The organism is Streptomyces sp. NPDC036822 (assembly GCF_055609145.1).
In genome coordinates, this window is record NZ_JBVJPY010000017.1 from 23,990 (window position 1) to 43,141 (window position 19,152).

The following is a 19,152-nucleotide window of genomic DNA, read 5'->3' on the forward strand; positions in this document are numbered from 1 at the left end:
AATCTGTTTTGTGCTAGGAGAGTATCGGATCGAAGGCCGACGCGCATCGGACATCGCCGCCAGCGTGGAGCGGGGGGTGGCCGCCGGGGCGCTGGAGCCCGGGCGACTCCTGCCTCCGATGCGGGAGTTGGCGCTCACGTTGGGGGTGAATCCCAATACGGTCGCGGCCGCGTACCGGACCCTGCGTGAGCGGGGGGTCATCGAGACCGACGGGCGGCGGGGCAGCCGGGTGCGGCCGAAGCCCGCGACGACCGCCCGCGGGTCCATCCGCGTGGAGGCCCCCGCCGGCGTTCACGACGCGAGTGGGGGCAACCCCGATCCGTCGCTCCTGCCGGTGCTCGGCCCGGCGCTCGCGCGGGCGGCTCGGCAGGACGCCGAGCGGCCGGGGATGTACGGCGAGGCGCCCGTCGACGAGGAGTTCGCCCGGCTCGCGCGGGCCGCGCTGGACGCGGACGGGGTGCCCGACGGGCCGATCGCCGTCACCTCGGGATCGCTCGACGCGATCGAGCGGGTTCTGGCCGTCCACCTGCGGCCGGGGGACGCCGTCGCCGTCGAGGACCCGGGCTGGGGCAGCCTGCTCGACCTCGTTCCGGCGCTCGGGCTGCGGCCGGTGCCGGTCGCCGTCGACGACGAGGGCCCGCTGCCGGACGCCGTGGCGCGGGCGCTGCGGGGCGGTGCCCGGGCCCTGATCGTCACCGACCGGGCGCAGAACCCGACCGGCGCGGCGCTCAGCGCGACCCGCGCCGCGGCGCTGCGCCGCGTCCTGGCCGTCCACCCGGACGTGCTGCTCGTCGAGGACGACCACGGTCACGGATTCGTCGACCTGCCGCTGCACCCGCTGGCCGGGGCCACCGACCGCTGGGCGATGGTGCGCTCGGTCGCCAAGGCCTACGGGCCGGATCTGCGGATCGCCACGCTGACCGGCGACCCGGAGACCGTCGACCGGGTCCTCGGGCGTCAGCGGCTCGGTCCGGGCTGGGTCAGCCGCCTGCTCCAGCGCACCGTCGCGGAGCTGTGGGCCAGTGGGGCCGTGGACACGGCGGCGGTCGCCCGTGCCTATGCGCGGCGGCGGGACGGGCTCGTCCACGCCCTCGGGCGACGAGGGGTCGAGGCCCATGGCCGCAGCGGGATGAACGTCTGGGTGCCGGTCGCCGACGAGACGGGCGCCGTGGCCCGTCTGCTCGGCGCCGGCTGGGCCGTCGCCCCGGGCGCCCGGTTCCGGATGGACGCCGGGCCGGCGGTGCGGCTGACCGTCTCCGGGCTGGCCCTGGACGACATCGAGGGCCTGGCCGACGCCATCGCGACCGCGGCGGGACCGGCGCCCGCCCGCAGCTACGGCTGACGGGGGCCGCCGGTCCTTCTCGCGGTCGCCGCACTTCTGACGGGACAGCCCCTAGGGGCAGGCGCTCGCGGCCGGGGCCGCCTGCGCCGCCGCCGGAGCCGGGGCGACGGGCCGAGGAGCGGCGGCCACGGAGGCCGGCGGGTTCGTCGGTATCGGAGCCCGGGCGGGCGCGGCCTGCTCCGGGGAGGGCCTCCCGGCCGGACGGCGAGGGGCACGGGCCTGGGTGAGGGCCGCGCCCGCGAGGACGATGACGGCGCCGACGGGGGTGTTCCAGGCCAGCTGTTCGCCCAGCACCGCGACACCCGCGGCCGTGGCGATGACGGGGATGAAGTACGTGACCATCGCGCCCGTCGTCGGGCCGACCTCGGCCACGATCCCGTACTGCAGCAGCATCGCGTACCCCGTGCCCAGCGCCCCCAGCGCGATCACGGCCAGCAGCGGGACGATCTCGACCGACTCCGGGAGGGAGGTGAACAGCGGCGTCACGACCGCCAGTTGCAGGGTGCCGAGACCCACCTGCGAGCCCGCGAGGGAGAGGTGGGAGGCGCCGGTCCCGGTCAGCGTGCGGCGGACGTAGATCCACCCCACCGCGTAACTGAAGGAGGCGAGCAGGGCCAGCGCCGTGCCGGTGACGTCGAGGCCCGAGAAGCCCTGCCAGGCGCCCAGCACCGTCAGCACGCCGATGAAGCCGATGCCCAGGCCCGCCGCGCGCACCCGTGTCGGACGGTCCTCGGAGAGCGCGACCAGCGAGAGCACCATGCCCCACAGGGGAGTGGTGGCGTTGCAGATGCCCGCGAGCGTCGAGGGGATCGTCAGCTCGGCGTACGCGAAGAGCGAGAACGGCAGTGCGTTCAGGAGGAACGCGGCGACCGAGAGGTGGAGCCAGGTGCGCGCACCCCGGGGCAGCCGCTCGCGCTTGATCACCATGGCGACGCCGAGCACCGCCGTACCGAACAGGAGGCGGCCGAAGGTCACCTGGAACGGGGCGAACCCCTCCGTCCCGACCTTGATGAGCAGGAAGCTGAAGCCCCAGATCAGGGCGAGGACGCCGAAGCGGACGCGCCAGTCCAGCGCGCGGGTGCGACGGGGGGCGCGGCGGAGGGCCCGGGACGGGGCGACGGAGCTCATGCCTCTCAGAGTGACGGCTCCCATCTCGTAGAACAAGCGAGACTTGTTCGAGGTGTTCCATTAGAATTGCTTACATGTTGAACCTGGAGCGCCTGCGGACCCTGGACGCCGTCGCGCGGCACGGCTCGGTCGGTGGCGCGGCCGACGGGCTGCACGTCACCACCTCGGCCGTGTCGCAGCAGTTGTCGAAGCTGGAGCGTGAGGTCGGACAGCAGCTCCTCGCCAAGAACGGGCGGGGGGTGCGGCTCACCGACGCCGGACTGCTCCTCGCCGAGCACGCCGCCCGGATCCTGTCCCAGGTGGAGCTCGCCCAGTCCGACATCGAGGCGCAGCGCGGCCAGGTGGTGGGCGAGGTGCGGGTCGTCGGGTTCCCCACGGCCGCCCGCGGGCTGTTCCCCGGCGCGCTCGGCGCGCTGCGCGCCGCCCACCCCGACCTGCGGGTGAGGACCGCCGAGATGGAGCCGGAGCGCGGCATCCGGGAGGTCCTGCGCGGCGACGCCGACCTGGCGATCGTGCTGGACTGGAGCAACAAACGCGCCCCGGTGCCGGGCGGCCTCGAGCGTCTCCACCTCCTCGACGACGCAGCCGACGTCGCCATGCCCGCGGACCATCCGCTGGCCGGGCGCGCCGAGGTCGACCTGGAGGACTTCGGCGACGACGACTGGGTGTCGTGGCCGGAGGGCGAGTTCTGCCACGACTGGCTGCTGTTCACCCTGCGCTCCCAGGGCATCGAGCCCCGCATCGCGCACTTCGCGGGGGAGCACCACACCCAGCTCGTGCTGATCGCCGCCGGGCTCGGGGTCTGTGTCACTCCCCGGCTCGGCCGCGGCCGGCCGCCCGAGGGGGTCGCCTTCGTTCCGGTACGACAAAAGATGCGTCGGCACATCTACGCGACGTGGCGCGCGGACGCCGCCCGACGGCCGTCCATCCGGGCGGCGGTGGGGGCGCTGCGGGAGGCGGGGTCCGCGCAGAGCAGCTGAGCCGGCCCTCCGCCCCGCTCCCCGGTTTCCGGGGGCGTGCCTCCTCCGGGCCGGGCGCGCGGCCTTCCGGCCGTCAGAGCCCGCCCAGCTTGCGGAAGTCCCAGGAGACCACCGCGTCGGGAGTCAGCTTCAGCCAGGCGTGCCGGCCGTCGTGCGGCATCGTGTCCAGGCCGAAGTTCTTGGCCGCGAAGAGGCGCTCGGGGACCTCCAGTTCGGGGCACGGCTCGCCCGTGCGCGGGGCCTCTCCGACGAAGACCGCGGTGCCCGAGAGTTCCGCGCCGCGCAGCTCTCCGTACTCCTCGCCGTCGTCGACCACCACCGCGATCCGGGGGTCGGCGCGCAGCTGCGCCCAGCGCCGGCTCCGGGTGATCGAGTACAGCCAGAGCGAGGTGCCGTCCCAGGCGAACCACAGCGCACCGACATGCGGCATGCCGTCGGCGGAGACGGTCGCGACCCGGCAGGTGCGCTGTTCGGTGAGGAAGGTGTCCAGCTCGGCCGGGCTCATCATGATCCGGCGTCCACGGCGCTGTGCGACGGCCATCGCCCGCCCCCTTCTGGTGTTCTGATGAAGTGTCAGAAATCATGGGGGCTCTTTCCTCCGGGGGCAAGGGTGGCCAGCCTCCCCCGCCCGAGGGAAGCGAGGTCCCGCCAAGATCCCAGGGGGAAGTATGACCGGCACGGCTCAGCGTGCACAGCTCCAGGACCAGCTCGATCCGGCGGGCGCGGTGCTGCTCACCGTCGAATGCCAGCAGGGCGTCGTCGGCCCGGCCGGCGCCCTGCCCGAACTCGCCGCCGTGGCGCGTTCCTCGGGAGCACTGACGAACGTGGCGCGCCTGGTCGCCGCCGCGCACGAGGCCGACGTGCAGGTGGTGCACGCGATCGCCGAGCGCCGGCCCGACGGGCGGGGCGCCAACAGCAACGCCCGGCTCTTCCGCGCCGCGGCCCGGCTCCCCGTGCAGCAGCTCAGCGGCAGCACGGCGGTGCGGATCGCCGCGCCGATCGAGGTCGCGGACGAGGACCTGGTCGTGCGGCGGCTCCACGGGCTCTCGCCGCTCGCCGGCACGGACGTCGACCCGCTGCTGCGCAACCTCGGCTGCCGCACCCTCGTCATCACCGGCGTCTCGGCCAACGTGGCCGTACCCAACGCCGTCTTCGACGCCGTCAACCTCGGCTACACCGTGGTCGTGCCCGGTGATGCCATCGCGGGGGTGCCGGCCGACTACACCCCCGCGATGATCCGCCACACGCTCGCGCTCGTCTCCACCATCACCACCACCGGGGAGGTGCTGCGGTGCTGGAAGAGCCCGCGGCGGGTCACGCGAGCGTGATCGCGTCCCCTTCGACCTTGATCGACGTCGGCGGCAGCGGCGCGGTCGCGGGGCCGCCCTTCACGCTGCCGTCCGAGGCGTCGAAGAGGCTCTGGTGACAGGGGCACGTGATGACCCCGTCGCTCACCCCGCTGACGGCGCAGCCCTGGTGGGTGCACTTCGACGAGAAGGCCTTGAACTCACCGGCGGTGGGCTGGGTGATCACCACGCCCTGGTCGGCGAGCACCTTGCCGCCGCCCACCGGGATGTCGGCGGTCTTCGCGAGCGGTGCGCCCGCGTCCGCCGGCGCGTCGGTCGCGCCGCCGCCCGCCTTGCCGCCCGTGCCGTCGCCGTCCGAGCCGCCGCCGCAGGCGGCGAGCACCGCCACCAGGCCCGCGCCGCTCGCCGCGGAGACCACTGTCCGGCGTGCCACTGTGCTCATTACGCTCCCCTTGTTGCCGATCCGACCGACCCGATCACCTTGTCGGGAGGGAGTACGCGCGAGCGGCCCCGAACGTTCACGAACAGCCCGGCAATGTCAGGCAACGATTCACCGAGCCGGGAAGTTTCGCCTCCGGGGCGCGGAGTGCGGCGCCCGTTCCCCGGGTGGGGCGGTCAGCCCAGCAGGACGCGGTCGATCAGGCCCGCGGCGGTGAAGGCGTCGACCAGCCGGTCGCGGCCCTCGGTGAAATGGGCCCAGCTGTCGAAGTGGACGGGGACGATCCGGCGCGCTCCGAGGATCCGGGCGGCCTCGGCGGCCTGCGCGCTGTCGAGGGTGAGCAGCTGGTGGTCGAGGACGGGCAGGCGGACGGCGCCGGCGAACAGGACGGCGGTGTCGACGGGGCCGAACCGGTCGGCGATCTCCCGGACCGGGCCGAGCTGGGCGTTGTCGCCGCTCACGTAGACCGTGGGCAGGCCGTCGCCGGTCAGCACGAAGCCGACGACCTCGCCGACGATCGGTTCGAGCTCCTCCCGCCGGCCGGGGCCGTGCAGGGCGGGAACGCCCGTGACCGTGACCGTGCCGCCGCCGGGGCGCTCCAGCTCGACCGACTCCCAGTCCTTCAGGCCCCGGGCGGCTCCGCCCAGGCGGCCCGCACCGCCGGGCGTGGTGAGCGTGAGCGGCACGCCGGCCAGCAGGGCGCGGCCGGACACGTCCAGGTTGTCGTCGTGCTCGTCGTGCGAGAGCAGGACCACGTCGACGGGACCGAGGTCCGCGGGGGCGAGGGAGGCCGGCGCGGTCTTGGCCAGGCCGGAGTCGTAGGCGCGCGGAGCGTCGAAGGTCGGGTCGGTCAGGAAGCGCAGTCCGCCGTACTCGATCAGGGCGGTGGGACCGCCGAAGACCTGGACGGGGACGTGGACGGGGGCAGCGGGCGTGCCGGACATGAGAGCCTCACGTTTGGGAGAGTGATTATCCGTGAGTGAACCTAGCGCGTTCTCACGGATATGTGCAAACTTCAACGTGAGAACGGGAAGGGGTGCCTCGGCATGCGAGGCCCTGGGCATGCGAGTGCCCCGGGCGTGAGAGAGGCCCCTCGGTACACGAAAGGCCCCTCCGCGGATGCGGAGGGGCCTCGAAGTCGCCGGCCGACGATGATGGCGCCGGCCCGGGGGCTCAGTCGGTAGCGGCCCGGGTGCGCCGTGCGTAGGCGCGGGCCGCGCGCACCCGGTCGCCGCAGCGGGTGGAGCACCACTGGCGGCGACCGGAGCGGAGCAGGAAGCGGTTGCAGGGTGCGGAGTCGCAGGCGGCGAGACGCTCGGCGTCGGCTCCGGTGAGCAGATCGGCGGCGTTGGCCGCCAGGATGCCCAGCGCCTGCTCGAGCATCTGGTCGACGGGGTGCGGGGTGGTCCGGTGCAACCCCTGGGTGGGGTCCCAGGCCAGCGGGGACGCCGTGGGCACCCGCGTCAGCGCGTCGTTGACGGCCGCCAGGGCGTCGGGCGGTGCGGGGTGGCCTCCGATCCGGGCGGCGAGCAGGGCCCGTACCTGCTCGCGCAGGGACCGCATCCGCGCCGCGCACATCTCCTGCAGCCCCGCGTCCACGGGCGCCAGGCCGTGGACGACGAGCCACCGGCCGGCCGTGGCGGGCGTGCCGAGGAGGTCCGCGAAATGCCCGCCGGGCAGGGTGATGGCGGTGTTGGCGAGGTCGAGGGCGGGATACTCCTCGGCGCCGGGCGCCGGCGGCAGAACGGTCTCCACGGTCGCGGTGTCCTTCATGCCCTCACGGTACCGCCTGGCTTCATCCGTGATGCCGCGTCCGGGAGCCGGAGGGTCCGTCCCTTGCGCCGTATCCGTGGATCATGCGTCCACCGCACGGGCTAGCCTGACGAGATGCTTACAGAAGTGACAGCGACCCGCTACGTCACGCCCCTGCGTGAAGGCGGCTCGCTCCCGGGCATCGTCGAGGCCGACGATCTCGGCACGTACGTCATGAAGTTCACCGGCGCCGGGCAGGGCCGCAAGACGCTGGTCGCCGAGGTCGTCTGCGGGCAGCTCGCCCGCCGCCTCGGGCTGCGCGTGCCCGAGCTGGTCGCCATCCGGCTCGACCCCGTCATCGGGCTCTCCGAGCCCGACCAGGAGGTGCAGGAGCTGCTCAAGGCGAGCGGCGGTCTCAACCTCGGGATGGACTACCTGCCCGGCTCGCTCGGCTTCGACCCGCTCGCGTACGAGGTGGACCCGAAGGAGGCCGGCAGGGTCGTCTGGTTCGACGCGGTGATCAACAACGTCGACCGGTCCTGGCGCAATCCGAACATGCTCGTCTGGCATGGCGACCTGTGGCTGATCGACCACGGCGCCACCATGATCTGGCACCACAACTGGCCCGGGGCCGAGGCGTCCGCCGCCAAACCGTACGACGCCTCCGACCACGCCCTCGCCCCGTTCGGGCCCGATGTCGCCTCCGCCGCCGCCGAACTCGCTCCGCTCGTCACGCGCGAGCTGCTCGAGGAGGTCGCCGCCGACGTGCCCGACGCATGGCTGCTCGACGAGCCCGGCTTCGAGACGCCCGACGCGCTGCGCCGCGCCTACGTGGAGGCGCTGCTCCCGCGCGCCGCGTCGATCCACGAGAGGATCACCCTCGGGCCGCGCACCGAGCGCAAGCCCGCGCAGGCGCCCGGCTGGCTCGCCGACCGCCTGCCTCCTCGGCCGCACCCCACCCAGAAGGACCGCACCACGTGACCGACCGCGATGTCTTCGAGTACGCCGTGCTGCGCGTGGTGCCCCGTGTGGAGCGTGGGGAGTTCTTCAACGCGGGCGTGGTCGTCTACTGCCGCGCCCGGTCCTTCGTGGCCGCCCGCACCCATCTCGACGAGAACAAGCTGACGGCGCTCGACCCGCGGGCCGACGTGACCGGCGTGCGGGCCGCGCTGCACGGTGTCGAAGGGGTCTGCCGGGGCGGCGACGACGCCGGACAGGCGGCCGGCGACGACGCCGGGCGCCGCTTCCGCTGGCTCATCGCCCCCCGCTCGACGGTGGTGCAGCCCGGTCCGGTCCACACCGGTCTGACCGCCGATCCGGAAGCCGAGGTCGAAAGGCTGCTCGATCTCCTCGTGCGCTGAACCGGGTCCGTCGAGGCGGGGAGTGATCGGGTGCACCCGGTGGGCCGTTGACACCGGGTGCCAGGGCTTCTAGCGTCTCGTCTGCGGAAGGTACTAAGCGGTCGCTCATCAGCGGGACGCAGTGTGTGGCCGCAGACCACGGATGATCCAAGGGCGAGGAGAATCAGCATGTCCACCACCGAGCAGCGCGTAGCCGTCGTCACCGGCGCGGCGCGGGGCATTGGCGCCGCGACCGCGGTACGGCTGGCCGCGGAAGGCCGCGCCGTCGCCGTACTCGACCTCGACGAGGCGGCCTGCAAGGACACCGTCGAGAAGATCACCGCGGCGGGCGGCACGGCCATCGCCGTCGGCTGCGACGTCTCCGACAGCGCCCAGGTGGAGGCCGCCGTCGCGCGTGTCGCCGCCGAGCTCGGCGCGCCGACGATCCTCGTCAACAACGCGGGCGTGCTCCGCGACAACCTGCTCTTCAAGATGACCGAGTCCGACTGGGACACGGTCATGAACGTGCACCTCAAGGGCGCGTTCCTGATGGCCAAGGCCTGCCAGAAGCACATGGTGGACGCGGGCTTCGGCCGGGTCGTCTCCCTGTCCTCCTCCTCGGCGCTCGGCAACCGCGGCCAGGCCAACTACTCCGCCGTCAAGGCCGGCCTGCAGGGCTTCACCAAGACCCTCGCCAAGGAGCTCGGCAAGTTCGGCATCACCGCCAACGCCGTGGCCCCGGGCTTCATCGTCACCGAGATGACCGCCCAGACCGCCGAGCGCGTCGGCATGGGCTTCGAGGAGTTCCAGGCCGCGGCCGCCTCCATGATCCCGGTCCAGCGCGTCGGCAACCCCGACGACATCGCCAACGCCATCGCCTTCTTCACGGGCGACGACGCCGGCTTCGTCTCCGGCCAGGTCCTGTACGTGGCCGGCGGCCCGCTCAACTGATCTCGCCGGCACGCGAGCGGAACAAGGAGACGGACATGAGCACCAAGGAACTTCCCGAGCTCTCGGGGAAGGTCGCCCTCGTCACCGGGGCGAGCCGCGGCATCGGATACGGCGTCGCCGAGGCGCTGGTCGCCCGCGGCGACCGGGTCTGCATCACGGGCCGGGGCGAGGAGGCCCTCAAGGAGGCCGTGGAGCGGCTCGGCGCCGACCGGGTCATCGCGGTCGCCGGCAAGGCCCACGACGAGGCCCACCAGGCCGCCGCCGTCGAGGCGACCATGGAGGCCTTCGGGCGGGTCGACTTCCTGATCAACAACGCCGGGACGAACCCGGTCTTCGGCCCCATCGCCGAACTCGACCTGGGCGTGGCGCGCAAGGTCTACGAGACCAATGTGATCTCCGCGCTCGGATTCGCCCAGCAGACCTGGCGGCACTGGCAGAAGGATCACGGCGGCGCGATCGTGAACATCGCCTCGGTCGCCGGCATCTCCGCCTCGCCGTTCATCGGCGCGTACGGGATGAGCAAGGCGGCCATGGTCAATCTGACCCTTCAGCTGGCGCACGAGATGGCGCCGGCGGTGCGGGTCAACGCGATCGCCCCGGCGGTCGTGAAGACGAAGTTCGCCGAGGCCCTGTACGAGGGCCGGGAGGCGGAGGCCGCTGCGGCCTACCCGCTCGGCCGGCTCGGCGTCCCCGAGGACATCGGCGGAGCGGCGGCCTTCCTCACGTCCGACCAGTCGGACTGGATCACCGGCCAGACTCTCGTGGTCGACGGTGGGATTTTCCTCAACGCCGGAGTCGGGTGACCGATATCCGGACACTCTCCGGAATATGTGACCGGTTTAGCACCGGTTATGCAGTGAATGAGTCAAGTGCCCCGCCAGGGTCGAACATTGACCTGGCGGGGTGCTGCGGTATGGTCGGCCGACCCATGGCTGAACGAGGAGCGTGCACGTGTTCAACCGGACCAGTCTGCAGGCCGCTGCAGCCCTTGCGTCCATATCCCTGGTAACCGGATGCAGCGTGTTCTCGGATGCTGATTCCGCCGGGGAGCAGAGGATCGTCGTCGGTACGACGAGTTCTCCGACCACGCTTGATCCGGCCGCCGCCTGGGACAACTCCTGGGAATTGTTCCGGAATGTCTTCCAGACGCTGGTGAGCTTCCCGACCGGAAGCACCACTCCGCAGTCCGACGCGGCCGACTGTGAATTCAAGGACACGTCCAGCCGGATCTTCGAGTGCAAACTGATCGAAGGTCTCGCGTTCTCCAACGGTCACAAACTGGACGCCAAGGCGGTCCAGTACTCCATCGAGCGCATCCGGAAGATCAACGTCGAGGGCGGCCCCAACGGCATGCTCGGCTCTCTCGACAAGATCGAGGTCGCCGACGACCGTACGGTGGTCTTCCGGCTGAACAAGCCCGACGCCACCTTCCCGTTCGTCCTCGCCACCCCCGCCATGTCGCTGGTGGACCCGGCGGAGTACCCCGCGGACAAGCTCCGCGAGGACGGCAAGCTGGTCGGTTCCGGCCCGTACGTCCTCGACGAGTACACCGAGGGCGAGAAGGCGGAGCTGACGAAGAACCCCACCTACAAGGGGTTCGCCGACCGGAAGAACGGCGGCGTCACCATCCGGTACTTCCAGGAGTCCGAGCCGATGGTCGCCGCGCTCAAGGCGAAGGAGATCGACGCCACCTACCGCGGTCTGACGGCCGCCGAGGTCGTCGAGCTGCAGGAGGACAAGGACGAGAACAAGGGCCTCCAGCTCATCGAGTCGACCGGCGCCGACATCCGGTACCTCGTCTTCAACGCTCAGGACGCCACCGTCGCCAAGACTCCCGTCCGCAAGGCGATCGCCCAGCTCGTCGACCGCGAGGAACTCGTCGCGAAGGTCTACCAGGGCACCGCCGAGCCCCTCTACTCCATGGTGCCCAAGGGCATCGCCGGCCACACCACCGAGTTCTTCGACCGCTTCGGCGAGCCCAGTGCCGACAAGGCCCGGGACATCCTGCGGGACGCCGGGATCACCGACCCGGTGGAGCTCGACTTCTGGTACACCACCGACCGGTACGGCTCCGCAACGGCGCCGGAGTTCGCCGAGCTCAAGCGGCAGCTGGAGGCGTCCGGCCTCTTCAAGGTCACGCTGCGCGGCAAGCCCTGGAAGGAGTTCCAGGCGGGCTACCAGAAGGGCCAGTACCCGGTCTTCGGCCGTGGCTGGTTCCCCGACTTCCCGGACCCGGACAACTTCGTGGCGCCCTTCGTGGGCAAGCAGAACGTGCTCGGTACGCCGTACCTGCGCCCCGAGATCACCGATCAGCTTCTCCCCAAGTCGCGGCGGGAGAGCGACCGGGGGGCCGCCACGGACGAGTTCAAGAAGGCCCAGGAGCTCATGGTCCAGGACGTCCGGCTGCTGCCGCTGTGGCAGGGCAAGCTCTACATCGCGGCCAGCGAGGACATCGGCGGCGGCGAGCGCGCGCTCGACCCGCAGACCGTCATGCAGATGTGGGAGCTCAACCGCCGGGCCAGCTGGTAGGAACGGCACGGCAGGCCGCCGCCCGGCCCCCGACGGGGGCCGGGCGGCGGCCTGCGTGGGCGGCGTTGTCAGTGGCCACCGGTAGGTTCTGTGATCGTAGAGAACGTGACCTACCGGAGGTTGTTGACGTGACCGACACCGACATGCTGCCCGAGTCCTGGCGCGGCGTCCTCGGCGAAGAGCTGCAGAAGCCCTACTTCAAGCAGCTCACCGAGTTCGTCGAGGAGGAGCGTGCCAAGGGGCCGGTGTACCCGCCGCGTGACGAGGTCTTCGCCGCCCTGGCGGCGACGCCCTACGACAAGGTGAAGGTCCTCGTCCTCGGCCAGGACCCCTACCACGGCGAGGGGCAGGGCCACGGCCTCTGCTTCTCCGTGCGGCCCGGGGTCAAGACCCCGCCCTCCCTCCGCAACATCTACAAGGAGATGAAGGAGGAGCTCGGCCACCCCGTGCCGGACAACGGCTATCTGATGCCGTGGGCCGAGCAGGGCGTCCTGCTGCTCAACGCGGTCCTCACCGTCCGGGCCGGCGAGGCCAACTCGCACAAGGGCCAGGGCTGGGAGAAGTTCACGGACGCGGTGATCAGCGCGGTGGCCTCGCGCAAGGACCCGGCCGTCTTCGTCCTGTGGGGCAACTACGCCCAGAAGAAGCTTCCCCTGATCGACGAGGAGCGGCACGTCGTCGTGAAGGGCGCGCACCCCTCGCCCCTGTCGGCGAAGAAGTTCTTCGGGTCCCGGCCCTTCACGCAGATAGACGCGGCGATCGCGGCCCAGGGTCACGAGCCGATCGACTGGCGGATCCCGGACCTGGGCTGAGCCCGCCCGGCTGACAGGCTCGGGGGCCCGCCCGAGCCTGTGCCGGATCGGCGGCGGCTGCGGCTAGCGTCGGAGCTCGTGGACCGAGAGCGCGTGGAGGCCGCAGTGACGGAGCAGCAGCAGGTGGCGGACGACGGCGTCATGACGAGGATCGGGCAGGCGCTGATGCTGTTGCACGGCGGCGACCGCGAGGAGGCCCGCAACCGCTTCGTGGAGCTGTGGCAGCGGATCGGCCCGGACGGCGACCCGCTGCACCGCTGCACCCTCGCCCATTACACGGCGGACGCGCAGGACGACCCGGACACCGAGCTGGCCTGGGACCTGCGGGCCCTGCTGGCGGCCGAGGAGTTGGGCGAGGAACGGCTGGCGCGGCACGACTCGGCGGCGGCGCTCCGGGCCCTGTATCCCTCGCTCCATCTCAATCTGGCCGCCGACTACGTGAAGCTGCGACGGCCCGACGCGGCACGGGCCCATCTGGAGCGGGCCCGCGCCGCGTCGGAAGCCCTCGACGACGACGGGTACGGCAACGGGGTCCGGGCCGCGATCGACCGTCTGGCCGTCCGGCTGCGCACCATGTGAGCGGCGCGTCGACTGCGGCCGCCGTACGTCAGGGCCGGTAGGTGCCCCGGCACGCCCTGGCCTCGTCGCTGCCCGGTCGCCAGCCCCCGAACCGCTCGCCGAGGTCGCAGACCTCCTCGCGGGAGCGGGGCGGCTCCGGCAGGGCGGGCGGCTTCGCGGCCTGCTTGTCCCTCTTCTGCCGGGGCGGGGACGAGGACCGGCCGTCGTCCTTTCCCCGGGAGGAGCCGCCGGGCCGCTTCGGCGGCCCCGGGGCGGCAGCGTCGGTGGTCCGGGGCCCGGGCGGCCCGGGAGCGGGGAGCGCCGCTTCGAGGGCCTCGCGGGCCGGCCCCTCGACGATCTGCGGCCCCTCGACGATCTGCGGCGCCACGTCCTGGGCGGGCAGCCCGGATTCCCGTGGCGGTTCGGATGCCGGTGGCGGCGTCACCACCGAGACGCAGCCGGAGAGGACGGCGACCGCCACCCCGACCAGGACCTTCGCTGTCGTTCTCGTTCCATGCACCCGCGCAACTCTGCTGGCCGCACGGCGATCTTCGCGCCCCTACCGGCCGGGAATGCCCCGCACGGGTGACGGTCGCGATCCCGGTGACCGCCGGGTTCGGACCGCCGCGCGGTCAGTCCCCGGTGGCTCCGTCGATCCGCTCCCGCAGCAGGTCGGCATGACCGTTGTGACGGGCGTACTCCTCGATCATGTGGGTGTAGATCCAGCGCAGGTTGAAGCGCTCGCCGCTGCGGTGCTCGCCCGTGCCGATGTCGTCGAGTCCGTGCGCCGCCGCCAGGGTGCGGGCCCGGGCGATCTCACCCTGCCAGGTGGCGTAGGCCTCCTGCCAGGTGTCCGCCGCCGTGACGTGGATGTCGCCGTCGCGGTCCTCGGCGGTGCTGTAGATCCGTCCGGCGTCCTCGCCCGCCAGCACGCGGCGGAACCAACCGCGCTCCACCTCGGCCATGTGCCGGACCAGACCCATGAGGTTCAGGTCCGAGGGCGGCGCGGAGGCCGTACGCAGCTGGGCGTCGTCCAACCCCTCGCACTTCATCGCGAGCGTCTCGCGGTGGAACTCCAGCCAGCCCTCCAGCATCTCGCGTTCGCCGGCGAGGGTCGACGGCGAGGTGCGTTCGCCGGATGCGCCGGTATCGGGGTTCGTGGAGTCCGCCGGGCCCGTCGTGTCGGGCGTGATCGCCGTGCCTTCGGTGCCGGCCGTGCGTCGGGTGCTTTCGGTGCTGTCCACAGAGGTCATGCCAAGCATCGTCGCCCAGGCGCGGGTCCGGCGCCAACCGCACCCGCGCGGTTCACTCCGAGAGCATGCCGCGGAGCAACTCCGCGAAGCCGGTCCGCAGTTCGGCGCGGCTGGGCACGGAGGCGTGGAACGAACCGGCGGCGCAGGAGAACATCAGGCCCTCGCACCAGGCGATCAGGGAGAGCGCGTGCCGCTCGGGCGCCGGGGAGCCGGCGTCGGTCATCACCGCGATCAGCGGGCCGTGGAACGCGGCGCCGGCGGAGTCGAAGAAGCTGCGCAGCTCGGGGCGGCGCGTGGCCTCCAGGGCGAGTTCGTAGCGGGAGACGAGTAGACCGCGGTGGTCGGTGAGATAGCGGTGCAGGGCCAGCGAGAGGGCGTCGAGCAGGGCGTCCGCGCCGCCTGCGGGGGAGGGCATCTCGTGCGGGGTCAGCACCCCCGCCTCCCGCTCGACCAGGCGCCGTACCGCCGTTTCGAGCAGCGCCTGGCGGGTGCGGGCGTGGTTGGACGTCGATCCCTGGGGGAGCCCCGCCCTCTCGTCCACGGCGCGGTGGGTGAGGCCGCGCATCCCCCGCTCGACGAGCAGGTCGAGGGCGGCGTCTCCGATCCGCTCGGCGCGGGAGGAGGAGGGGGGCGGGGGAGGCGCTTCGGGGGTGCGTGCGGTCATGCGTCTAACCTATCCAGCCCTCCCTACTACACCTGTAGTCAGACTGGGGTACGGTAGACAGGTCACTACAGGTGTAGTTGCCGAGGGAGAAGCCATGGAACAGCACCGTGCCGTCGTCGTGGGAGCCGGCATCGGCGGCCTCACCGCCGCCGTCGCCCTCCACCAGCAGGGCTGGAACGTCACCGTCCTGGAGCGCGCCGCCGCCCTCACCCCGGTCGGAGCCGGCATCGGCCTCGCCCCCAACGCCCAGCGCGCCCTCGACGTCATCGGTCTCGGCGACCGCGTCCGCGAGCTGTCCGCCTGGCAGGGCGACGGAGGCATGCGCGCCCCCGACGGCCGCTGGCTCGCCCGCACCAGCGCACAGGCCGCCGCCGAACGCTTCGGCGGACCGCTCGTCCTGCTCCACCGCGCCACCCTCGTCGACCTCCTCGCCTCCGCCCTCCCGGACGGAGTCGTCCGCACAGGCGTCACGGCCTCCCTCGCCGACCCCGGCGACGACCACCGGCCCGCGGTCGTCCGCACCCCCGCGGGCGACGTCGAGGCCGAGCTGGTCCTCGGCGCCGACGGCATCCACTCGGCCCTGCGCCGCACACTCTTCCCCGACTACACCGGCCTCGCCTACTCCGGCTTCACCACCTGGCGCGTCGTCGTCCCCACCCCTGCCCGCCCCTTCGCCCCCCACGAGACCTGGGGCGCCGGCCGCCTCTGGGGCACCCAGCCGCTCAAGGACGGCCGGACCTACGCCTACGCCATGGCGGCCGCATCCGCCGGCGCCCACGCGCCCGACGGCGAGAAGGCCGAACTCGCGCGGCTCTTCGGCGACTGGCACCACCCGGTCCCGGACATCCTCGCCGCCGCGGACGCCGACGGCGTCCTGCGCCACGACGTCCACCACATGCCCCGGCCGCTGCCCGCCTTCCACCACGGCCGGGTGGCCCTCCTCGGAGACGCCGCGCACGCGATGCAGCCCACGCTCGGGCAGGGCGGCAACCAGGCGATCGAGGACGCGATCGTCCTCGCCCACCACGCGGGACGCGGCCTGCCGCCGAGCCGGGCCCTCGCCGCGTACACCGTGGACCGGCTCCCGCGCACCACGGCGATCGTCCGCAAGGCCGCGCACACCGGCAGGCTCACCCTGCTCTCCGCCCGCCCCGCCGTCGCGGCGCGCGACGCGCTCATCGCCGCCGTCTCCCGCTTCGGCCCCGGACTCGTCCTGCGCGGCTTCGACGGCATCGCCGACTGGCGGCCGCCCGCCACCGCCCCCGCCCGCCCGCACACCGGCCCCGCGTAAGCTGACCGGCGCGAACGGCAGACAGGGACCGGCGGACGGACACCGGCATGCGCGGCACGGCGAAGGAGACCTCGTGAAGGTTGGCTGCATCGGACTCGGCGACATCGCGCGGAAGGCCTACCTCCCGGTCCTCGCCGCCCTTCCCGGGGTCGAACTCCACCTCCAGACCCGCACGCCGGCGACGCTGGACCGGATCGGCGAGACCTACCACGTGCCGCCCGTCCGCCGTTACACCGACCTCGACTCGCTGCTCTCCGCCGGCCTCGACGCCGCCTTCGTGCACGCCTCGACCGCCGCGCACGCCGAGATCGCCACCCGGCTCCTCGAAGCCGGGGTGGCGACCTACGTCGACAAGCCGCTGGCCTACGAGTACGCCGAGTCCGAACGGATCGTGGAGCTGGCCGAGAAGAACGGCGTCAGCCTGGCCGTCGGCTTCAACCGCCGCCTGGCCCCCGCGTACGCGCAGTGCCTCGACCACCCGCGCGAGCTGATCCTCATGCAGAAGAACCGGATCGGGCTGCCCGAGGACCCGCGCACCCTCGTCCTGGACGACTTCATCCACGTCGTCGACACCCTGCGTTTCCTGCTGCCCGGAGAGGTCGAGCACACGGACGTACGGGCCCGCATCCGCGACGGACTGATGCACCACGTCGTGCTCCAGCTCTCCGGCGACGGCTTCACCGCCATCGGCATGATGAACCGTATGAACGGCTCCACCGAGGAGATCCTGGAGGTCTCGGGACAGGACACCAAGCGCCAGGTCCTCAACCTCTCGGACGTCGTGGACCACAAGGGCCAGCCGTCGATCCGGCGGCGGGGCGACTGGTTCCCGGTGGCCCGCCAGCGCGGCATCGAGCAGGTGGTGCTCGCCTTCCTCGACGCGGTTCGGGCGGGCACGCCGCTCAGCGCGCGGGACGCCCTGCTGACCCACGAGCTGTGCGAGCGCGTGGTGCGTGAGTCCCTCGCGCAGGCCTCCTGAGCACGCCCATGCCCTCGACGGCGCAGAGCACGGCGAGGACGGCGACGGCGCTCCAGAGCGGCCAGTCGCCGTGGCGGACGTACCCGGTCGCGGAGTCCGAGAGCGGCAGCTCGTAGACGGCGGCGGCGCTGCGGTCGGTCCCGAGCGGCTCGCCGATCCGCCGGCCGTCGGGGCCGTACGCCGCGCTGATGCCGGTCAGCGTCGCGTGGACCATCGGCCGGCCGGACTCCGCGGCGCGCAGCGCGGCCAGCGAGGCGTGCTGGGCGGGGGCCCAGCTCTCCTGGAAGGTGGAGGTCGCCGACTGTGCGATCAGCAGACCGGCGCCCTCGCGGGTCAGCAGGCGGCTCATGTCGGGGAACGCCGACTCGAAGCACACCAGCGGACCGATCCGCAGCGCCGGGCGGCCGTCCCCGGCCGGCAGCGTCATCACCACCGGCGCGGTGCCCCGTCGCCGGTCCTCGCCCGCCGCCTTGCCGACCGACGTCACCCAGCCGAGCACCGCCCGCGCCGGGATGTACTCGCCGAACGGCACCAGCCGCATCTTGTCGTACCGGTCGCCGGTCGGCCCTCCCTCCCCGATCAGCACACTGCTCTTGTAGATGCCCGGGCGGTCCGCACGGCGGGCGTCGACGTTGACCAGGAGCGGCGCGTCCACGGTGCGGGACAGGGTGGTCAGCCGGGCGGCGAGGTCCGGACGGGTCGTCAGGTCGGCGCCGACGCTGCTCTCTCCCCAGACGACCAGATCGAGGTCCCGGCCGGCGAGGCCGCGCGTGAGCTCCTCTCCGCGGGCGAACCTCCGCTCGGCGCCGCCGGGCCCGTCGAAGACGCCGGGCTGGACGACGGCGACCCGTACCGTCCCGCGCTCCTGGGGCGGCGGGGCCTTCCACCACACGAGGCTCAGGGCGAGGCCGCACGCCACGAGCCCCACCAGGCCCGTGCGGCGCCCGGCCGCCGTCGACATCAGGAGCACCACGACCGTGTTGACCGCGACCACCAGGAGGCTCACCAGCCAGACCCCGCCGACCGAGGCGAGGCGCAGCGCGGGCGCCACCTGCCACTGACTGGCCCCGAGCAGTCCCCAGGGGCCGCCCAACCCCTCCCAGGACCGTACGAGTTCGATGAGCAGCCAGCCCGAGGGCAGGGCGAGGAGGGCGGCGACGGCACGCGGCCCGGACGGCCCGTCCCCGAGCATCGCGCGCACCAGCCAGCCCCACGGGACCCACAGCAGCCCGAGCAGAACGGCGAGGACGAGAAGGAAGACGTGCAGGCTCGGCATCAGCCAGTGGTGCACGGCCAGCATGAAGCCCACGCCGCCCAGCCAGCCCTCCAGGGCGGCGCGGCGCGCGGTCGGGGCGGTGCGCAGCAGCAGCATCCACGGGACGAGCACGACGTAGGCCGGCCACCACAGGGCGGGGGCGGGGAAGGTGAGCGCGGGCAGGGCCCCGAAGAGCACCGCGAGGGCCGCCCGGGCCGCGCCGGACGGCCGGGCGGCGAACCGCGGGGGCCGCGGCGGGGTCCAGGGCCCGGAAGGAGGGACGGGGTCGGAAGGAGGACCGGGGTCGGGCGCGAGGTCCGGGTCGGGCGTACGGCGGGGGCCGCGTGCGGCGTCAAGGGCAGCGGAGGGGCCAGGGTCCGGCGTACGGCTTGCGGGGCGGTCGCGGTCGGGCGTACGGCGGGGGCCGTGGTCGGGGTCCTGCGTACGGCTCGCGTCGCGGTCGCGGTCGGGGTTCGGTGTACGGCCGGCGCCGCGGTCGGGCTCCGGGGCGCGGCCGGGTCCGGGGTCGCTTCGGCCGAACGGAAACCGCATCCCGCGCCTCCAGGTCCCGC

21 protein-coding genes are annotated in these 19,152 nt (G+C 73.1%); 12 read left to right on the plus strand and 9 right to left on the minus strand.

Going from position 1 to position 19,152, the window contains the following annotated elements:
- Window positions 1-10 precede the first annotated feature (10 nt).
- Window positions 11-1,342 (plus strand): aminotransferase class I/II-fold pyridoxal phosphate-dependent enzyme, encoded by a 1,332-nt coding sequence (locus tag ACZ68P_RS29235; protein ID WP_471011438.1) that lies wholly within the window; start codon window positions 11-13, stop codon window positions 1,340-1,342.
- Window positions 1,343-1,393: 51 nt separating this feature from the next.
- Here the strand turns inward: ACZ68P_RS29235 and ACZ68P_RS29240 are convergent, their stop codons facing one another.
- Complete coding sequence (locus ACZ68P_RS29240) at window positions 1,394-2,470, minus strand: DMT family transporter (protein WP_471011441.1); 1,077 nt, start codon at window positions 2,468-2,470, stop codon at window positions 1,394-1,396.
- Between the two features lie 74 nt (window positions 2,471-2,544).
- Here ACZ68P_RS29240 and ACZ68P_RS29245 point away from each other — a divergent pair, with 74 nt between their 5' ends.
- Window positions 2,545-3,450, plus strand: a complete 906-nt coding sequence (locus ACZ68P_RS29245; RefSeq protein ID WP_471011443.1) for a LysR family transcriptional regulator — start codon at window positions 2,545-2,547, stop codon at window positions 3,448-3,450.
- 73 nt (window positions 3,451-3,523) lie between these two features.
- On the opposite strand, the gene ACZ68P_RS29250 is transcribed toward ACZ68P_RS29245, so the two are convergent.
- Entirely contained in the window at window positions 3,524-3,991 is a 468-nt protein-coding gene (locus tag ACZ68P_RS29250; RefSeq protein ID WP_471011445.1) for a pyridoxamine 5'-phosphate oxidase family protein, read from the minus strand.
- Window positions 3,992-4,118: 127 nt separating this feature from the next.
- On the opposite strand from ACZ68P_RS29250, the gene ACZ68P_RS29255 reads away from it, so the two are divergent.
- Window positions 4,119-4,778 (plus strand): cysteine hydrolase family protein, encoded by a 660-nt coding sequence (locus tag ACZ68P_RS29255; protein ID WP_471011448.1) that lies wholly within the window; start codon window positions 4,119-4,121, stop codon window positions 4,776-4,778.
- Here ACZ68P_RS29255 and ACZ68P_RS29260 read toward each other — a convergent pair.
- The 3 genes from ACZ68P_RS29260 to ACZ68P_RS29270 form a co-directional block, all read right to left on the minus strand.
- On the minus strand, window positions 4,765-5,199 hold the full coding sequence (locus ACZ68P_RS29260) for a Rieske (2Fe-2S) protein (protein ID WP_471011451.1): 435 nt from the start codon (window positions 5,197-5,199) through the stop codon (window positions 4,765-4,767). The two genes, ACZ68P_RS29255 and ACZ68P_RS29260, sit on opposite strands and share 14 nt — an antisense overlap.
- 173 nt (window positions 5,200-5,372) lie before the next feature.
- Window positions 5,373-6,140, minus strand: a complete 768-nt coding sequence (locus ACZ68P_RS29265; RefSeq protein WP_471011454.1) for an MBL fold metallo-hydrolase — start codon at window positions 6,138-6,140, stop codon at window positions 5,373-5,375.
- A 229-nt stretch (window positions 6,141-6,369) separates the two neighbouring features.
- Window positions 6,370-6,969: a CGNR zinc finger domain-containing protein gene (locus ACZ68P_RS29270; RefSeq protein WP_471011456.1), complete on the minus strand. Its 600-nt coding sequence runs from the start codon at window positions 6,967-6,969 to the stop codon at window positions 6,370-6,372.
- A 114-nt stretch (window positions 6,970-7,083) separates the two neighbouring features.
- Here ACZ68P_RS29270 and ACZ68P_RS29275 point away from each other — a divergent pair, with 114 nt between their 5' ends.
- From ACZ68P_RS29275 to ACZ68P_RS29305, 7 genes are all read left to right on the plus strand, one after another.
- Window positions 7,084-7,929 carry a HipA family kinase gene (locus ACZ68P_RS29275; protein ID WP_471011459.1) on the plus strand — a complete coding sequence of 282 codons (846 nt, stop codon included), beginning with the start codon at window positions 7,084-7,086 and terminating at the stop codon, window positions 7,927-7,929.
- Window positions 7,926-8,309, plus strand: coding sequence for a DUF3037 domain-containing protein (locus ACZ68P_RS29280; RefSeq protein ID WP_471011461.1), 384 nt, complete (start codon window positions 7,926-7,928; stop codon window positions 8,307-8,309). The genes ACZ68P_RS29275 and ACZ68P_RS29280 overlap by 4 nt, the downstream gene beginning before the upstream one ends.
- Before the next feature lie 168 nt (window positions 8,310-8,477).
- Window positions 8,478-9,239, plus strand: a complete 762-nt coding sequence (gene fabG, locus ACZ68P_RS29285) for a 3-oxoacyl-ACP reductase FabG (RefSeq protein WP_365721994.1) — start codon at window positions 8,478-8,480, stop codon at window positions 9,237-9,239.
- A 35-nt stretch (window positions 9,240-9,274) separates the two neighbouring features.
- On the plus strand, window positions 9,275-10,042 hold the full coding sequence (locus ACZ68P_RS29290) for an SDR family oxidoreductase (protein ID WP_471011464.1): 768 nt from the start codon (window positions 9,275-9,277) through the stop codon (window positions 10,040-10,042).
- A 148-nt stretch (window positions 10,043-10,190) separates the two neighbouring features.
- Complete coding sequence (locus ACZ68P_RS29295) at window positions 10,191-11,768, plus strand: ABC transporter substrate-binding protein (protein ID WP_471011466.1); 1,578 nt, start codon at window positions 10,191-10,193, stop codon at window positions 11,766-11,768.
- 128 nt (window positions 11,769-11,896) lie between these two features.
- The gene (gene ung / locus ACZ68P_RS29300) at window positions 11,897-12,580 is read left to right on the plus strand and encodes a uracil-DNA glycosylase (RefSeq protein ID WP_365715052.1); all 684 of its coding nucleotides are present in this window, start codon (window positions 11,897-11,899) and stop codon (window positions 12,578-12,580) included.
- A gap of 105 nt (window positions 12,581-12,685) precedes the next feature.
- A complete protein-coding gene (locus ACZ68P_RS29305) occupies window positions 12,686-13,159 on the plus strand; it encodes a hypothetical protein (RefSeq protein ID WP_365715051.1) in 474 nt (157 codons plus the stop codon).
- A 28-nt stretch (window positions 13,160-13,187) separates the two neighbouring features.
- Here ACZ68P_RS29305 and ACZ68P_RS29310 read toward each other — a convergent pair whose 3' ends face one another.
- The 3 genes from ACZ68P_RS29310 to ACZ68P_RS29320 all read right to left on the minus strand — a co-directional run bounded on the left by ACZ68P_RS29310 (window position 13,188) and on the right by ACZ68P_RS29320 (window position 15,055).
- Complete coding sequence (locus ACZ68P_RS29310) at window positions 13,188-13,658, minus strand: hypothetical protein (protein WP_471011468.1); 471 nt, start codon at window positions 13,656-13,658, stop codon at window positions 13,188-13,190.
- Between the two features lie 112 nt (window positions 13,659-13,770).
- Window positions 13,771-14,232 (minus strand): DinB family protein, encoded by a 462-nt coding sequence (locus ACZ68P_RS29315; RefSeq protein WP_471011618.1) that lies wholly within the window; start codon window positions 14,230-14,232, stop codon window positions 13,771-13,773.
- Window positions 14,233-14,443: 211 nt separating this feature from the next.
- A complete protein-coding gene (locus tag ACZ68P_RS29320; protein ID WP_471011470.1) occupies window positions 14,444-15,055 on the minus strand; it encodes a TetR/AcrR family transcriptional regulator in 612 nt (203 codons plus the stop codon).
- Window positions 15,056-15,149: 94 nt separating this feature from the next.
- On the opposite strand from ACZ68P_RS29320, the gene ACZ68P_RS29325 reads away from it, so the two are divergent.
- On the plus strand, window positions 15,150-16,346 hold the full coding sequence (locus tag ACZ68P_RS29325; RefSeq protein WP_471011473.1) for an FAD-dependent monooxygenase: 1,197 nt from the start codon (window positions 15,150-15,152) through the stop codon (window positions 16,344-16,346).
- 73 nt (window positions 16,347-16,419) lie between these two features.
- On the plus strand, window positions 16,420-17,325 hold the full coding sequence (locus ACZ68P_RS29330; RefSeq protein ID WP_471011475.1) for a Gfo/Idh/MocA family protein: 906 nt from the start codon (window positions 16,420-16,422) through the stop codon (window positions 17,323-17,325).
- On the opposite strand, the gene lnt is transcribed toward ACZ68P_RS29330, so the two are convergent.
- Window positions 17,249-19,132: an apolipoprotein N-acyltransferase gene (gene lnt / locus ACZ68P_RS29335; RefSeq protein ID WP_471011477.1), complete on the minus strand. Its 1,884-nt coding sequence runs from the start codon at window positions 19,130-19,132 to the stop codon at window positions 17,249-17,251. The genes ACZ68P_RS29330 and lnt overlap by 77 nt on opposite strands.
- Window positions 19,133-19,152 lie beyond the last annotated feature (20 nt).

Coding starts and splice junctions, on each gene's coding strand:
- ACZ68P_RS29240 (WP_471011441.1), bottom strand. CDS start 2,470: ATGAGCTCCGTCGCCCCGTCCCGGGCCCTCCGCCGCGCCCCCCGTCGC.
- ACZ68P_RS29245 (WP_471011443.1), top strand. CDS start 2,545: ATGTTGAACCTGGAGCGCCTGCGGACCCTGGACGCCGTCGCGCGGCAC.
- ACZ68P_RS29250 (WP_471011445.1), bottom strand. CDS start 3,991: ATGGCCGTCGCACAGCGCCGTGGACGCCGGATCATGATGAGCCCGGCC.
- ACZ68P_RS29255 (WP_471011448.1), top strand. CDS start 4,119: ATGACCGGCACGGCTCAGCGTGCACAGCTCCAGGACCAGCTCGATCCG.
- ACZ68P_RS29260 (WP_471011451.1), bottom strand. CDS start 5,199: ATGAGCACAGTGGCACGCCGGACAGTGGTCTCCGCGGCGAGCGGCGCG.
- ACZ68P_RS29265 (WP_471011454.1), bottom strand. CDS start 6,140: ATGTCCGGCACGCCCGCTGCCCCCGTCCACGTCCCCGTCCAGGTCTTC.
- ACZ68P_RS29270 (WP_471011456.1), bottom strand. CDS start 6,969: ATGAAGGACACCGCGACCGTGGAGACCGTTCTGCCGCCGGCGCCCGGC.
- ACZ68P_RS29275 (WP_471011459.1), top strand. CDS start 7,084: ATGCTTACAGAAGTGACAGCGACCCGCTACGTCACGCCCCTGCGTGAA.
- fabG (WP_365721994.1), top strand. CDS start 8,478: ATGTCCACCACCGAGCAGCGCGTAGCCGTCGTCACCGGCGCGGCGCGG.
- ACZ68P_RS29290 (WP_471011464.1), top strand. CDS start 9,275: ATGAGCACCAAGGAACTTCCCGAGCTCTCGGGGAAGGTCGCCCTCGTC.
- ACZ68P_RS29315 (WP_471011618.1), bottom strand. CDS start 14,232: ATGCTGGAGGGCTGGCTGGAGTTCCACCGCGAGACGCTCGCGATGAAG.
- ACZ68P_RS29320 (WP_471011470.1), bottom strand. CDS start 15,055: ATGACCGCACGCACCCCCGAAGCGCCTCCCCCGCCCCCCTCCTCCTCC.
- ACZ68P_RS29325 (WP_471011473.1), top strand. CDS start 15,150: ATGGAACAGCACCGTGCCGTCGTCGTGGGAGCCGGCATCGGCGGCCTC.
- lnt (WP_471011477.1), bottom strand. CDS start 19,132: ATGCGGTTTCCGTTCGGCCGAAGCGACCCCGGACCCGGCCGCGCCCCG.